This is a genomic window from Arthrobacter oryzae (assembly GCF_031454875.1).
Taxonomy (GTDB): Bacteria; Actinomycetota; Actinomycetes; order Actinomycetales; family Micrococcaceae; genus Arthrobacter; species Arthrobacter oryzae_D.
On record NZ_JAVDRQ010000016.1, the window covers coordinates 55,965 to 69,816 of the forward strand.

The following is a 13,852-nucleotide window of genomic DNA, read 5'->3' on the forward strand; positions in this document are numbered from 1 at the left end:
CCGATGTACAGCATGTTGTCGATCACCCCACCTGCCGTCCCGGACGTTTCCGGAATCAACGCCGCCGGAATTGTGATCAGCATCGGGGTTGGCGTTGGAGTGTGGCTCGCGGCCACCTTCGTGATTGCCGGAATCACCAAGAGCGTTGCCGCCGGCACCTCATTCTTCAAGAAGCCCCACTTCAAGTGGGTCGCCCCGGCCCTGCGCGCCTTGGACCACGAGCGCCGCGTCCTGCGGGCCAAGACCATCGGCTCGCTGCTGAACAGCGTGGCCAGCGTCCTCATCGCCGTCATCACCATCATGTATGTCCTCAAGAACCTGGATGTGGACATCGCACCGCTGCTGACCAGCGTGGGTATCCTGGGTGTCGCCATCGGTTTCGGCGCCCAGCAGCTCATCCGCGACTTCCTGGCCGGCATCTTCATCACGATCGAGGACCAGTACGGGATCGGCGATGTCATTGAGACCAGCGAAGTGGTGGGAACGGTGGAGTCCATGGGCCTCCGCATCACCCGCGTCCGGTCGGAGGACGGGGCCATCTGGTACCTGCGCAACGGCGAAATCCTGCGCGTGGGCAACCGCTCCCAAGGCAACTACGTGGCACCGGTGGACGACGCCGCGGACGTACCCGACCATGATTCGGCACCCCAACAGAAGGCCGGAGAGTAACCATGAGCACGCCAAATCCTGAGCAGAGCCAGCCGAAAATGCTGATGCAGAACGATCCCTTCACCCAGCCCGGCTACACGGACAACTTCTATGACGCCGTGGGCGGCCACGAGACTTTTGTGAAGCTTATTGACGTCTTCTACGACGGCGTGGCCACGGACCCGCTGCTCCGGCCGATGTATCCGGAAGAGGACCTGGGACCGGCCAAGAGGCGTTTCCTGATGTTCCTCGAGCAGTACTGGGGCGGTCCCACCACGTACGGCGAAGAACGCGGCCATCCGCGGCTGCGCATGCGCCACATGCCTTTCCGGGTCACCCCCGAGGCCAAGGACCGGTGGCTGCACCACATGCGCACGGCAGTGGACGCGCTGGAACTGCCGCCGCTCTACGAAGGCACGTTGTGGGACTACATGGAGCGTGCTGCGCTGTCCATGGTGAACAGCCCCTCCGACGCCTAAGACCTGGCCTGGCCGCAGGCGTGCCTGTCAGAGGCCCAGGCCGGCACCCGTGCGGGCAAGGACGTGGCCGCGGCTGCCGCTGAGCCGGAACCAGCGCCCGGCCCGGTAGAGCTTCTGCTCGTCCCCGCCCAGGAACCCCAGCGTCAGGGCCGCGAAGGCAGCGCCCGCCGGGAGTCCGCCGCTGCCGGGCAGTTCACGGCCCCAGACGGCGGCGCGGGCGTTGTTGACGATCAGGGCACCCGGTTTGTCCGGAACGATGCCCGCCACTTCGGTGATGCCCGCTTCCGCGGCGGACCGCAGGTCGGCATCGGCCAGCGAGCCAACGGGTTCCCAGCCGGACCTCGGCGCGCTGACGCCGGCCCACGACTCGGTGACTGTTGTGGGCGGAACGGGCAGTTCGACGTCGTTCTCCCCCGCGCGGGCGAGCCGGTCCAGCACCGCCGAGAGCGGGACTGTGACGTCGGCCGACGCCGGCTCGGCCAGCGCCATGGTCCGCAGGCCAAGGATAGTGGGCGTGGACTCGCCGAGCAGCCGCGGCCTGAGCACGCACACATAGGCGGCAAGCACGGAGCCGGACGCCTGAAGCCGGATGGCGCCGTCATCAATTGCCTTGGCACGCGTGACGTAGGTTCGGAGATCGGCCAGATCACGCGGATCGGCGAAGCGGAAGGACTGGGTTAAGACATCAGACACATTAAGGACTCTACCGGCTGAGCCGCGGTTGAGGAGCGCCGGGGCGACGTCTAGAGTCAAACCATGACTGAAGCGGAAGCCGGATTACAGGCGTTGCCCCTGGAGGACCCCACAACCTCGCTCATTGAACTCCTGGATCTCGGCGAGCTTGAGGGTGCCCGGACCGACGAGGACATCTTCATGGGACCGTCCCAGCGCCAGCCCCGGCAGCGCGTCTTTGGCGGACAGGTCCTGGCGCAATCGCTCATCGCGGCCAACCGGACCGTTGACTCGGCCCGGAGTGTTCATTCGATGCACGGCTACTTCCTGCGCCCGGGCGACGCCAACAAGCCCATCACGTTCGGCGTCCAGCGGTTGCGCGACGGGCGTTCCTTCTCGGCCCGTCGCGTGCACGCGTACCAGGACGGAACGCCGATTCTCTCCATGATTGCCTCCTTCCAGGAGGAAGACGAGGGAATCGACCATCAGTCCGCGTTCCCCGACGGCATCCCGGATCCCGAGTCGCTGCCCAGCACCGCAGACCTCCTGGGCAAGTTCGACCACCCGGTGGCACGGCACTGGGCCTACGAACGTCCCTTCGATATCCGCCACGTGGACCCGCCATTGTACGTTTCGGCCAAGGGCGAGAGGGAAGCCCGCAACGCCGTCTGGATGAAGACCTTCGGGCCGATGCCGGACGATGCCAACACGCACCGCGCAGCACTGGCCTACGCCAGCGATTACACGCTGCTGGAATCCATCCTGCGCAAACACGGACTCAGCTGGATCACTCCCGGCATGAGCGTGGCAAGCCTCGACCACGCAATGTGGTGGCACCGGCCCGTGCGTGTCGACGAATGGCTGCTGTACGTGCAGGAATCGCCGAGCGCCCAGGGTGCCCGAGGCCTTGCCACCGGCAAGATTTTCAGCCGGGACGGCCAGCACGTCGCCTCTGTGGCCCAGGAAGGCATGGTCAGGGTGCCGACCGACCTGAAGAACAAGGTTGTGGGTGCCTTCCAGACGAAAGTCCTCCAGCATCAGCTGCGCAAGTCGGACAAGGACTAGCACGCGCCTGCCGGTGCACGGCAGGCATGGCAGCAACTGCCGTCAAAGAACAGCAAAAGGCCGGCTTCCCTTCGGGGAAACCGGCCTTTCTGCATAACCGCGGTGGCTTCGGGGCCTAGTCGCGGGTCAGGCGGCGGTGCGTGACGCGGTGCGGCTTGGCAGCATCGGGGCCTAGGCGCTCCACTTTGTTCTCTTCGTACGACTCGAAGTTTCCTTCAAACCAGTACCACTTCGAGGGGTTTTCCTCGTCACCTTCGTAGGCCAGGATGTGGGTGGCCACCCGGTCCAGGAACCAGCGGTCGTGGGACACGACGACGGCGCAGCCGGGGAATTCCAACAGCGCATTTTCGAGGCTGCTGAGCGTCTCGACGTCCAGGTCGTTGGTCGGTTCGTCAAGGAGCAGCAGGTTGCCGCCCTGCTTGAGGGTCAGGGCCAGGTTCAGGCGGTTACGCTCACCACCGGAGAGGACACCGGCCTTCTTCTGCTGGTCCGGTCCCTTGAACCCGAAGGCCGCGACGTAGGCACGGGACGGCATTTCGACGTGGCCCACCTGGATGTAGTCCAGGCCGTCCGAGACGACCTCCCACAGGGACTTGTTGGGGTCGATGCCTCCGCGGCTCTGGTCCGCGTAGGAGATCTTGACCGAATCACCGATCTTCAGGTCACCGCCGTCGAGCGGCTCCAGGCCGACGATCGTCTTGAACAGGGTGGTCTTGCCGACGCCGTTGGGGCCGATGACGCCCACGATGCCGTTGCGGGGAAGCGTGAAGGACAGTCCGTCAATGAGGGTGCGGTCCTCGAAGCCCTTCTGCAGGTTCTTGGCTTCGAGCACCAGGCCGCCGAGGCGGGGTCCCGGCGGGATCTGAATCTCTTCGAAGTCGAGCTTCCGGGTACGGTCCGCCTCTGCGGCCATTTCCTCGTAGCGGGCCAGACGGGCTTTGGACTTGGTCTGCCGGCCCTTGGCGTTGGAGCGGACCCACTCGAGTTCCTCGGTGAGGCGCTTGGCCTGCTTGGCGTCCTTCTTGCCCTGGATTTCAAGGCGGGCGCGCTTCTTCTCAAGGTACGTGGAGTAGTTGCCCTCGTACGGGTAGAGGTGGCCGCGGTCCACTTCGGCGATCCATTCGGCAACGTGGTCCAGGAAGTACCGGTCGTGGGTAACGGCGAGCACGGCGCCGGCGTAGCTGGAGAGGTGCTGTTCCAGCCACAGCACGCTTTCGGCGTCAAGGTGGTTGGTGGGCTCGTCCAACAGCAGGAGGTCCGGCTTCTGCAGCAGGAGCTTGCACAGCGCTACGCGGCGGCGTTCACCACCGGAGAGGAGGGTGACATCGGCATCGGCCGGCGGGCAACGGAGGGCATCCATGGCCTGCTCGAGCTGGGAGTCGAGGTCCCACGCGTCGGCCGCGTCAATGGCTTCCTGAAGCTGGCCCATTTCCTCCAGGAGGGAGTCGTAGTCCGCGTCGGGGTTGGCCATTTCCTCGGAGATCGCGTTGAAGCGCTGGATCTTCCCGTAAATCTCGCCGACGCCTTCCTGGACGTTGCCCAGGACGGTCTTCTCCTCATTCAGCGGCGGCTCCTGCAGCAGGATGCCCACGGTGTAGCCGGGGCTGAGCCGTGCCTCACCGTTGGAGGGAGTGTCCAGGCCAGCCATGATCTTGAGGATGGTGGACTTACCGGCACCGTTGGGGCCAACAACACCAATCTTGGCCCCCGGGAAGAAGGACATGCTTACGTCGTCAAGAATAAGTTTTTCGCCAACGGCCTTACGGGCCTTGGTCATTGTGTAGATAAATTCCGCCATGGTTCCAAATCTAGTGGGTCGGCGGGGTTAACTCACATTCGCGGCCTGCGTTTAGGCGAGACAGCAGCGTCCGGACCGGACAGCCAGCCGAAAGGGAGAGGCTGGAACGTGGGTACCCGATCCAGGCTAACCGCCGACAAAGCACTTTCCGGTCGCCAACACCGGAAGAACGGTGACTACGACATTTCCGTCGCGGATCTGGCCGATAACGCAGTCCTTGCCCTGCAGCGCAGCAGCCTCGATGGCATCGACTTCCAGCCCGGTGGGCGTGCGGCTGGCCGAGACCTGCAACGAACCTGCGGGGATTCCTGCGCCGGTCAGGGCCGCGGTCAGCTGTTCCTGGCCGGGCTTGGGATTGGCGGCGGCGACTCCCTGGAGGGCATTGCCCACGGTTTCACTGAGCCTCGCGGTTGCCGGGTCCGGTTCGGGCTGCACTGTGGCGGGAGCCTCAGCCGACGCGGCGGTAGCCGACGATGTTGGCTGCGGGGACTGCGATTCCGAGGCAGCTGCCGCAGCCTCCGATGACGGAGCCGAAGATCCCGGATCCGCTCCCGTGCAACCGGCGATGCCGGCGACGAGCACAGATGCAGCAATCACCAATGCGCATGCTTGGGAAACGGGCCGCCGGTTTGCGGGCCGCCGATTTCCGGAGTGCGGCTTTCGGGACTGGCTGTTTGAGGGTTGCTGGTTCTCGGACTGGCGGATTCCGGACTGGCGCCGGGGTGTCTCTGCTCGGATCACCTTGCCATTCTGCCATGCGGCACCGCGGGGGAACGGTGCCGCACTCGGGCATCAGCGGGACATGTTCAGGCGGCGGCGCCGGTAAGTTCCCCGGTTTCCGAATCGAGTTGCAGGACGTCTCCGTTATCGTCCTCAAAGATCTCTCCGGCGGCGGGGTCACCGTTTTCGTCCTCCTCCCCGCGATCCCGGGCGTCATCAGGCTCTTCAGCGTCGGGCACGATGCCGTCCTGCGAACCTGGGGCGGAGCCTTGCTGACCCTGTCCCGTGCCGGGCTGGGCTGTGTTTCCCGCCGTGCGGGTGAAGTTGGCGGAACCCCACATGAGGTCATGGCCGACGGACTCGGCGTCGATCTCGGCAACGTGGTAAATCCGGCCGTCCTTTTCCCAGCTCCGCATTTTGAGCCGGCCCACGATAATGACGCGCTGGCCCTTCTTGATGCTGCAGCCCATGTTGCCGGCAAGCTGTCGGTAGCCCTGCACGGTGAACCAGTTGGTATTGCCGTCGACCCACGTGCTTGATGCGCGGTCATACCGCCGGTCCGTGGAACCGAGCCGAAATGACGCGGTTGCGACTCCCCCGGGCGTGGTGGAAGTCCTGATCTCCGTGGCGACGAAGCCCCGGACAGTGATGGTGTCAGTCATCTTGGTGTCCTGTCTCGAATGTTGGTGCCTTAGCAGGCACCTTCAGCTTCACGCCGTAGGGGCTCCGGAGCGAGGTCCGTGTTCCGTATGTGCAAAACCCGGGACGAACCGCGATTGTGGGGGATGAGTCAAAACGCTGCAAACGGGCTGACTGGCCGAAAGCGCAGGGCACTGTAAACTTTTCTAGGCGCCGCCGGAATGGTCCGGCCTCGCTAACGTGCCCCAGTAGCTCAGGGGATAGAGCAGCGGCCTTCTAATCCGCCGGTCGGGGGTTCGATTCCCTCCTGGGGCACAAAATGGGAAGCGGCTCCCGCCTGCGCAAACGCAAGGGGGAGCCGCTTCCGCTTTTTCATGCGGGCACGCAGGCACCCGGACACCCCGGGCACGCAGACACCCCGGGCACCCCAGCGAGGGGTGTTACCGACTTACTGGTATTCGACCACCGCACTTCTCCATGGCTTTTACGCTAAGCATGCTTATGATTTTAGTGTGGCGCCGACTCATTTGAAGTGGCGTCGGCGCCACATCTGCCGCCACGGCGGATCACCTCGGAGAGGATGGACCGAATGACTCAGCACTCGCACGACGACGATCCGAACGGGACAGCCCCAACACCGGCGCCAATTCAACCCGGCAATACGGAGCGGCCGATGCAACCCGGAAACGCGGAGCGTCCGCTACAGCCTGGCCCGGCCGCTGCTCCGCCTGCGACCGAGGAACGGCGCGTGACACGCGCCGGCATGGTCTGGGCGGCCGTGGCCACCGCATTGGCGGTGATGGTTCTGCTCATCGTCTTTATCCTGCAGAACCAGGACTATGTGCAGGTCAGGTTCTTCGGACTGGAGGGAGCTGTTCCCCTGGGGATTGCGCTGTTCATCGCCGCCGTGGGCGGTGGCATCCTGGTGGCCGTTGCGGGCGCAGCCAGAATAATCCAGCTGCGGGCGGCTGCCCATCGGAGGAAGGTCCTGGCGCAGCGCGCCCGCTAGAGATGCGCCTGGAGACGCACCTTGAGCCAGGGTTTGGCCGGCAGGCGCCGGCCGCGGATCCGGCCCGCTGCGTCACCTGTGATCCGCACCGCCGGGGTGCCCTTCGGGAGTATCATCCATCTCTGCAATTTCGGGCTCTATTGTTGCGGCCAGGTCGCTGTCGACGGAATCCCTCGCGGCCTCGTCCATGGGCCGTGACGTACCGTCGTCGCCGCGCGCGGTGCCGTTTCCGTCTGGAGTCTCTGTCATGAGGCCAAGCTAAACCTGTTCCAGGTGCTTGTCGAGGCTCCGCACGGGTCGAACCTTAGCGTTCCAAGAGCTCCTTCAGGTTTCCCAGGACCATCTCCCAGAGCTTTGCAGACTCCTCCGCCTCCGAATCGCTCTTGTTGTTGCCTTGCGTGATGGTGACCTGGGTGCCTTCCGGCTTCTCGTCAAGCCGGTATTCCACGGTGTGGTAGTTTTCCGGCACGTCCGGCAGCCCCGTCAGCGGGCTGTAATGCGTGATGCGAAGCACTTCCTGGTGCCGGTTTTCCAGCACGATGCCCTTGTCTTCGTAGCTCTTGCCTTTCCACTCCCCGGCGAAAGTCACAGGGTCACCTTCCCGCCAGGTGGTGGTCACATTCGTCCCGAGGAAATACTGTTTGACAATCTCCGGGTCAGTGAGCGCCTTCCATACCCGGTTCCGCGGGGCTTCAACGAGGACGGACGCCTCCGCGTCCTTGATCTGATTGTTCATCTGTGTGCCTCCTTCGCCCGACAATACGCCCCACGGGCGGCGCTGTTAAGGGAACGTGCGACGGCCCGGCACCGATGCTCGGCGCGGGCCGCCGCAAGTGGGCTCGAGACGTCAGGCGTACGGCAGGACGAGGTCCGCGTAACGCTCCTTCATGGTCGCCAGGACACTGTCGCCGTCGGCGTCCCAAATTTCCTGATTGAAAATTTCCACTTCGATGTCGCCGGTGTAGCCGGCATCACGGACCCAGGTGCCGATGGTCGCGAAGTCGATGACGCCGTCGCCCATCATGCCCCGGGACAGCAGTGCGTCGGCCGCGATGGGCAGGTTGAAGTCGCACACCTGATAGGAGGCGAGTCGGTTCTCCCGGCCGGCCCGTTGGATCTGCGCCTGCAGCTCCGGGTCCCACCACACGTGGAAGGTGTCGACGGCGACGCCCACCGCCTTCGCGTCGTACGGTGCCGCCAGGTCCAATGCCTGGCCGAGGGTCGAGATCAGGGCGCGGTCGGCGGCGTACATCGGGTGCAGCGGCTCCAGCACCAGCCGGACGCCGTTCTCGACGGCGAACGGAACCAGGTCGGCGAGGCGGTCGGCGACGCGCCGGCGGGCAGCCACCACGTCCTTCTCCCCCGGCGCGAGTCCGCCGACCACCAGGAACAGTTCCCGCGTATCCAGAGCCACGGCTTCCAGGATGGCTGCGCGGTTGTCGGCGAGCGCCGCGGCCTGTCCCTCGGCGTCGGGCGCCGTGAGGAAACCGCCGCGGCACAGTGAGGATACCCGCAGGCCGGCATCCCTGATGAGCTTGGCTGCCTTGTCCACGCCGGCTTCGTGCACGCGGTCACGCCACGGGCCAATCGCGGGGATACCGGCACGGGCGCAGCCGTCGACAGCCTCGGCCAGGGTCCATTTCTTGGTTGTGGCGCTGTTGAGGGAAAGTCGTGAAAAAGGGGACGGTCCGGAATTCAATGTCATACTCCTACTCCGTTGATGCGGAGGTAGTCCGACATCCGGAACGCGGCCAGCGCAGGGTCTTTCAGCAGTCCGGCCTGGTCGGCCAGTTCAAAGGTCTTCGCCAGGTGCACCACGGAGCGGCCCGAGTGGAGTCCGCCCACCATCTGGAAGCCCGGCTGCTTGCCGTTGAGCCAGGACATGAACGCGATGCCGGTTTTGTAGTAGAACGTGGGGGCGCTGAAAATGTGTTTGCCCAGTTCGCGGGTGGAGTCCAGGACGGCGCGGGCCTTGACGGCGTCGCCGGCATCGTAGCTTTGCAGCGCCGCCGATGCTGCCGGGTAGATGGCCGCGAAGATGCCCAGCAGGGCATCCGAGTGGTGTGCGCCGTCGCCGTCGATCAGTTCCGGGTAGTTGAAGTCGTCACCGGTGTAGAGGCGGACGCCGTCGGGCAGCGCCGCCCGGAGCGCGACTTCATGCGAAGCGTCGAGGAGTGAAACCTTGACCCCGTCCACCTTGTCCGCGTGCTCGCGGATCAGGGAGAGGAACGTGTCAGTGGCCGTGGAAACGTCGTCGGAGCCCCAGTAGCCGGCCAGCGCGGGATCGAACATGGTTCCGAGCCAGTGCAGAATGACGGGCTGGTCCGCTTCCTGCAGCAGCGTCGAGTAGACGTGCAGGTAGTCATCCGGCCCGCTGGCAACCTTCGCCAGGGCCCGTGAGGCCATCAGGATGACCTTGGGACCGGCCTCGGACACGACGGCGACCTGCTCGCGGTAGGCGTCGAGGACAGCCTGGATGCCGGCGGCGCCTGCCGGCAGCGTGGCCGGATCCAGCTGGTCGGTGCCGGCGCCGCAGGACACCAGGTCGCGGACGGATTTTCCTGCCGTGGCGGCACTACGGGAGGAGACCACCGAAGCGGCCTCCACTCCGGTGCGCTTGATCAGCTGCTGGGTGGCAGCCCAGTCCAGGCCCATGCCGCGCTGGGCGGTGTCCATAGCGTCGGCCACACCAAGGCCGTAGGACCAGAGCTCGTGCCGGTACGCCATGGTGGCGTCCCAGTCGAGCCGGGCAGGGGCGCCGGGGGTGTTGTCGGCGGTGACCTCAGGAATCACGTGGGCGGCGGCGTAGGCGTGACGCGAGGTGATGGGGGCGGCGGGCCGGGACCAGGCGGGGGCGGACTGAAGCCGGTATTCGCGGGTCCCGCCGTCGTCTGTGGGGAGGATCAGCGATGTCATTAGAGTGTGATCTCCGGGATGTCGATGGTGCGGCGTTCGTCGTTGGACTGCAGGCCGAGCTCGGCGAGCTGCACGCCGCGGGCGGCGGAGAGCAGGCCGAAGCGGTGTTCGCGGCCGGCAACAACGTCGCGCAGGAACTCTTCCCACTGCAGCTTGAAGCCGTTGTCCAGCTCGGCGTTCGCGGGGACTTCCTGCCACTGGCTGCGGAAGGATTCCGTGACGGGCAGGTCCGGGTTCCAGACCGGCTTGGGCGTGTGGGCGCGCTGCTGGGCAACGCACTTGTTCAGGCCGGCAACGGCGGATCCGTGTGTGCCGTCGATCTGGAATTCAACCAGCTCGTCGCGGTAGACGCGGACGGCCCAGGAGGAGTTGATCTGGCCGATGACCGGCTCGCCCGCCGGCGTTTCCAGTTCGAAGATGCCGTAGGAGGCGTCGTCGGCGGTGGCCGTGTATTCCTTGCCCGCTTCGTCCCAACGTGCCGGGATGTGGGTGGCGGTCTTGGCGTTGACGCTCCTGACCTTGCCGATGATGCCTTCGAGGACATAGTTCCAGTGGCAGAACATGTCCGTGGTCATTCCGCCGCCGTCTTCCTTGCGGTAGTTCCAGGACGGGCGCTGCGCCGCCTGCACGTCGCCCTCGAATACCCAGTAGCCGAATTCGCCGCGGATGGACAGGATGCGGCCGAAGAAGCCTTCGTCAACCAGGCGGCGCAGCTTGACCAGGCCGGGGAGGTACAGCTTGTCGTGCACAACGCCGGCGGTGACGCCGGCTTCCTTCCCGATGCGGGCCAGTTCGATGGCTTCCTCGAGGGTTTCGGCCGTGGGCTTCTCGGTGAAGATGTGCTTGCCGGCCAGCATGGCCTTCTTCAGGGTGGCGGCGCGGAGGCTGGTCATGGAGGCATCGAAGATGATGTCCACGGTGGGGTCGTTGATCACGGAGTCGAGGTCCGTGGTCCATTCCGCCACCTTGTGGAGTTCGGCGAGTTCACGGATCTTGGCTTCGTTGCGTCCGACCAGGATGGGTTCGACCTGTACCTTGGTGCCGTCCTCAAGGGTGAAGCCGCCGGCGTCGCGGATGGGGAGGATGGAGCGCAGCAGGTGCTGGCGGTAGCCCATCCGGCCGGTGATGCCGTTCATGGCGATACGGATCGTCCTTGTTTCGAAACCCATGTGTCCTCCACAGTTCGTAGCTTGGTTTGTGATCGGGAAAGCGCATTCCCACTGCAATCATGATGCATCTTCCTGTCCCGGATGGCAAGCGCTTTCCCGAAACTCGGTCAGACTGCCATAATGGCCAGTACGCGCATGTTGGCTGAACAGGAGATATCGGTGGCTGCAAGTACCCTCACCGAGGTGGCACGACTGGCCGGGGTTTCGCCGGCAACTGCCTCACGGGTCCTCAACGGGTCCGCCCGCAAGCCGGGCCCGGGCGTGTCCGAGCGGGTGCGGCAGGCAGCTGAAGCCCTCGGCTACATTCCCAATGCCCAGGCCCAGGCGCTGGCAAAATCCAGTTCGGGACTCGTGGGCCTGATTGTGCACGACATTGCGGATCCCTATTTCTCCGCCATAGCCCGCGGCGTGCAGGAGGTGGCCCGCGAGCAGCACAAGATGGTACTGCTGGCCACCACGGGCGGAACTCCGGCGGATGAGAAGGAAGCCGTGGCCGCTTTCGCTGCCCGGCGGGCGGATGCCATTGTCATTGCCGGCTCCCGGTCCCGCCGGCCGGAGGACGACAAGGGCAATGCTGAACTTGCCGCCGAACTGGACCGCTACTGCCGCAACGGCGGCCACGTAGGCGTCGTGGGGCAGGCAATCGTCGGTGCCGGAGCGCTGGACGGATACCATCTGGTGGAAGTTCCGAACGAGGAGCTGGCTGCGGAACTCGCCGGGAACCTCGCGGCCGGCCATTCGGGTGAATTCGTGATCATCGGCGGCCCGGAGGGACTGATCACCTCCGATGACCGGATCCGCGGTTTCCAGTCAGGCCTTGCCGCGGCCGGCCGTCCGGCCGCGGAAGTGCTCCGGGCATCCTTCAACCGCGCCGGCGGCTACCAGGCGGGACTCGAGCTGGCCCGGCGGATCCGGGAGGCCCGTGCGTCCGGAGCGTCGCAAGAGGGCAAACGGCCAGGCCTGTGCATCTTCGCAGCCAACGATGTCATGGCCATCGGCGCCGCGGCGGCGCTTCGTTCCGAGGGATTCAGAATCCCCCGCGACGCCCTGATCGCCGGGTTCGACGACATCGAGACCCTGCGGGACTTCCGCCCGGGACTCTCGACGGTCCGCCTTCCGCTCGAGGAAATCGGCCGCCTTGCCACACTGAGCACCGTGGGTACCGAAACCGCCGATCGAGGGGACGGCCACGACGACGGCGGTCGCACCGTTACGGGACAGGTGACCCTCAGGCGGAGCACCGAGTGGGCACCCTGACCGGCAACCGCACGATGCCGCCCGGCCTCAGTATCACCGCGGCCAAAGGGGAAGCGCGTGGGGAGTCCCCTGCCATGCTGGTCCTTCCCGGCGGCGGCTACGAACGGCACGCCGACCACGAAGCCGAACCGGTGGCTGAATGGCTGGCCTCGCTGGGCATCCATGCCTTCGTGCTGCGTTACAGGGTGGCTCCGCACCGCCACCCTGCGCCCCTGCAGGATGCAAAGGCAGCGCTCACCTGGATCCGGAGCGGCCGGCACGGACTCCCAGTCGACGACTCGAGGGTGGGTGTCCTCGGGTTTTCCGCCGGCGGTCACCTTGCGGCCACGCTCGCGGCAGGAGTGGCCTCTGGCGAGGCGTCGCTCGATGTACCGGGCTCGCGGCCCGACCTGTCCATCCTGTGCTATCCGGTGCTGTCCTTCGAAACTGCGGTGCACCAGGGAAGCATCGATAACCTGCTCGGTGCCTCGCCATCCAAGGAGGTACTGACGGGACTGTCTGCCGAGCTGACGGTCACCGGCCACACTCCCCCGGCCTTCATCTGGCACACTTTTGACGACGCGTCCGTTGATGTTGAACACAGCCTGCGGTACGCCCTCGCTCTGCGCCACGCTGCCGTGCCCGCCGAACTGCATGTGTTTCCGCGCGGCCGGCACGGGCTGGGGCTTGCGGCCGGGGTTCCCGGAGTGGAGCGGTGGACGGAGCTGTGCGCCGAGTGGCTTGCGGGGCACGGCTGGCGTGCTGCTGTCGCCGGCTCGTGAGAGCAGCCGTTCCGTCGCAGGAGGCAACCGGTCTAGCCTGTTGCCATGACCGCCAAGCGACCTGACAGTCCTGCCCCCGCGACCGCAGCGCCCGTGACCGCAGCGCCGGTGACCACTGCGCCGGCCGAATGGCCCGAGGTCGAACGGCTCTTCGGGGTGCGCGGCGAACCGTCGCGCTGCTGGTGCAGGTTCTTCGCCCTGACCGGGCAGGAATGGAATGATTCCGCTCCCAAGGACCGCAAAAACCAACTGCGGGAAAAGTTCGACGCCGGTGCCCCGGCGCCGGGGGTCCTCGCCTTCAGGGACGGACAGCCGGTGGGCTGGTGCGCCGTCGAACCCCGTGACTGCTACCCCAGGATCCTGCGCTCGCAGGTCCTGAAAGCGGCAGGTCCGGCCGCGTCCAGCCGTCCCGGCGACGGACCTGAGGTGCCCGTCTGGTCGGTGAGCTGCTTCGTCGTCGCAGCGGGGCACCGCCGCAGCGGTGTGGCTGCAGCGCTGCTGCACGCCGCCGTCGGCCACGCGCTAGCTCACGGCGCCGGCATCGTGGAAGGCTACCCGGTGAATCCTGAGCTGCGGCCGAAGGCGGGCCCCGCCGACCTCTACCAGGGAACGCTGAAGCTGTTCCTGGCCGCCGGCTTCGAGGTGGTCAGTGATGCGGTGCCCGGCCGGGCGGTGGTCCGGCTCGTGGCCCGGTCCTGAACGGACAGTCCTGAATGCCC

The 13,852-nt window shown here is 65.9% G+C and carries 16 protein-coding genes and 1 tRNA gene; 8 read left to right on the top strand and 9 right to left on the bottom strand.

What is annotated here, in order from left to right; translation table 11 throughout:
• Positions 1-3: 3 nt before the first annotated feature.
• Both J2805_RS22095 and J2805_RS22100 read left to right on the top strand, forming a co-directional pair.
• A complete protein-coding gene (locus J2805_RS22095) occupies positions 4-669 on the top strand; it encodes a mechanosensitive ion channel family protein (protein ID WP_309980146.1) in 666 nt (221 codons plus the stop codon).
• Between the two features lie 2 nt (positions 670-671).
• Positions 672-1,127: a globin gene (locus tag J2805_RS22100; protein WP_309980148.1), complete on the top strand. Its 456-nt coding sequence runs from the start codon at positions 672-674 to the stop codon at positions 1,125-1,127.
• 27 nt (positions 1,128-1,154) lie between these two features.
• Here the strand turns inward: J2805_RS22100 and J2805_RS22105 are convergent, their stop codons facing one another.
• Positions 1,155-1,820: a hypothetical protein gene (locus J2805_RS22105; RefSeq protein ID WP_309980150.1), complete on the bottom strand. Its 666-nt coding sequence runs from the start codon at positions 1,818-1,820 to the stop codon at positions 1,155-1,157.
• A gap of 63 nt (positions 1,821-1,883) precedes the next feature.
• Here J2805_RS22105 and J2805_RS22110 point away from each other — a divergent pair, with 63 nt between their 5' ends.
• The gene (locus J2805_RS22110; protein WP_309980152.1) at positions 1,884-2,864 is read left to right on the top strand and encodes an acyl-CoA thioesterase; all 981 of its coding nucleotides are present in this window, start codon (positions 1,884-1,886) and stop codon (positions 2,862-2,864) included.
• Positions 2,865-2,979: 115 nt separating this feature from the next.
• Here J2805_RS22110 and ettA read toward each other — a convergent pair whose 3' ends face one another.
• The 3 genes from ettA to ssb form a co-directional block, all read right to left on the bottom strand.
• Positions 2,980-4,662 (bottom strand): energy-dependent translational throttle protein EttA, encoded by a 1,683-nt coding sequence (gene ettA, locus J2805_RS22115; protein ID WP_309980154.1) that lies wholly within the window; start codon positions 4,660-4,662, stop codon positions 2,980-2,982.
• 126 nt (positions 4,663-4,788) lie between these two features.
• Positions 4,789-5,259 (bottom strand): DUF6993 domain-containing protein, encoded by a 471-nt coding sequence (locus J2805_RS22120; protein WP_309980156.1) that lies wholly within the window; start codon positions 5,257-5,259, stop codon positions 4,789-4,791.
• A 209-nt stretch (positions 5,260-5,468) separates the two neighbouring features.
• Positions 5,469-6,044, bottom strand: a complete 576-nt coding sequence (gene ssb, locus J2805_RS22125; protein WP_309980158.1) for a single-stranded DNA-binding protein — start codon at positions 6,042-6,044, stop codon at positions 5,469-5,471.
• Positions 6,045-6,263: 219 nt separating this feature from the next.
• On the opposite strand from ssb, the gene J2805_RS22130 reads away from it, so the two are divergent.
• Positions 6,264-6,336, top strand: a tRNA-Arg gene (locus J2805_RS22130).
• A gap of 433 nt (positions 6,337-6,769) precedes the next feature.
• Positions 6,770-7,030 carry a lipopolysaccharide assembly LapA domain-containing protein gene (locus tag J2805_RS22135; protein ID WP_396134460.1) on the top strand — a complete coding sequence of 87 codons (261 nt, stop codon included), beginning with the start codon at positions 6,770-6,772 and terminating at the stop codon, positions 7,028-7,030.
• A gap of 72 nt (positions 7,031-7,102) precedes the next feature.
• On the opposite strand, the gene J2805_RS22140 is transcribed toward J2805_RS22135, so the two are convergent.
• The 5 genes from J2805_RS22140 to J2805_RS22160 all read right to left on the bottom strand — a co-directional run bounded on the left by J2805_RS22140 (position 7,103) and on the right by J2805_RS22160 (position 11,115).
• The gene (locus J2805_RS22140) at positions 7,103-7,279 is read right to left on the bottom strand and encodes a hypothetical protein (RefSeq protein WP_309980160.1); all 177 of its coding nucleotides are present in this window, start codon (positions 7,277-7,279) and stop codon (positions 7,103-7,105) included.
• A 55-nt stretch (positions 7,280-7,334) separates the two neighbouring features.
• Entirely contained in the window at positions 7,335-7,766 is a 432-nt protein-coding gene (locus J2805_RS22145) for an SRPBCC family protein (protein WP_309980162.1), read from the bottom strand.
• Between the two features lie 111 nt (positions 7,767-7,877).
• Positions 7,878-8,735 carry a sugar phosphate isomerase/epimerase family protein gene (locus J2805_RS22150; protein WP_309980164.1) on the bottom strand — a complete coding sequence of 286 codons (858 nt, stop codon included), beginning with the start codon at positions 8,733-8,735 and terminating at the stop codon, positions 7,878-7,880.
• On the bottom strand, positions 8,732-9,946 hold the full coding sequence (locus tag J2805_RS22155) for a dihydrodipicolinate synthase family protein (protein ID WP_309980166.1): 1,215 nt from the start codon (positions 9,944-9,946) through the stop codon (positions 8,732-8,734). The genes J2805_RS22150 and J2805_RS22155 overlap by 4 nt, the downstream gene beginning before the upstream one ends.
• Positions 9,946-11,115 carry a Gfo/Idh/MocA family protein gene (locus tag J2805_RS22160; RefSeq protein WP_309980167.1) on the bottom strand — a complete coding sequence of 390 codons (1,170 nt, stop codon included), beginning with the start codon at positions 11,113-11,115 and terminating at the stop codon, positions 9,946-9,948. The genes J2805_RS22155 and J2805_RS22160 overlap by 1 nt, the downstream gene beginning before the upstream one ends.
• Before the next feature lie 159 nt (positions 11,116-11,274).
• On the opposite strand from J2805_RS22160, the gene J2805_RS22165 reads away from it, so the two are divergent.
• From J2805_RS22165 to J2805_RS22175, 3 genes are read left to right on the top strand one after another with little or no spacing between them, the layout of a single operon-like run.
• Positions 11,275-12,372, top strand: a complete 1,098-nt coding sequence (locus J2805_RS22165) for a LacI family DNA-binding transcriptional regulator (RefSeq protein ID WP_309980169.1) — start codon at positions 11,275-11,277, stop codon at positions 12,370-12,372.
• Positions 12,373-12,386: 14 nt separating this feature from the next.
• Positions 12,387-13,133, top strand: a complete 747-nt coding sequence (locus J2805_RS22170; protein ID WP_309980228.1) for an alpha/beta hydrolase — start codon at positions 12,387-12,389, stop codon at positions 13,131-13,133.
• Between the two features lie 45 nt (positions 13,134-13,178).
• Positions 13,179-13,832 (top strand): GNAT family N-acetyltransferase, encoded by a 654-nt coding sequence (locus J2805_RS22175; protein ID WP_309980171.1) that lies wholly within the window; start codon positions 13,179-13,181, stop codon positions 13,830-13,832.
• The last annotated feature ends 20 nt before the right edge of the window (positions 13,833-13,852 follow it).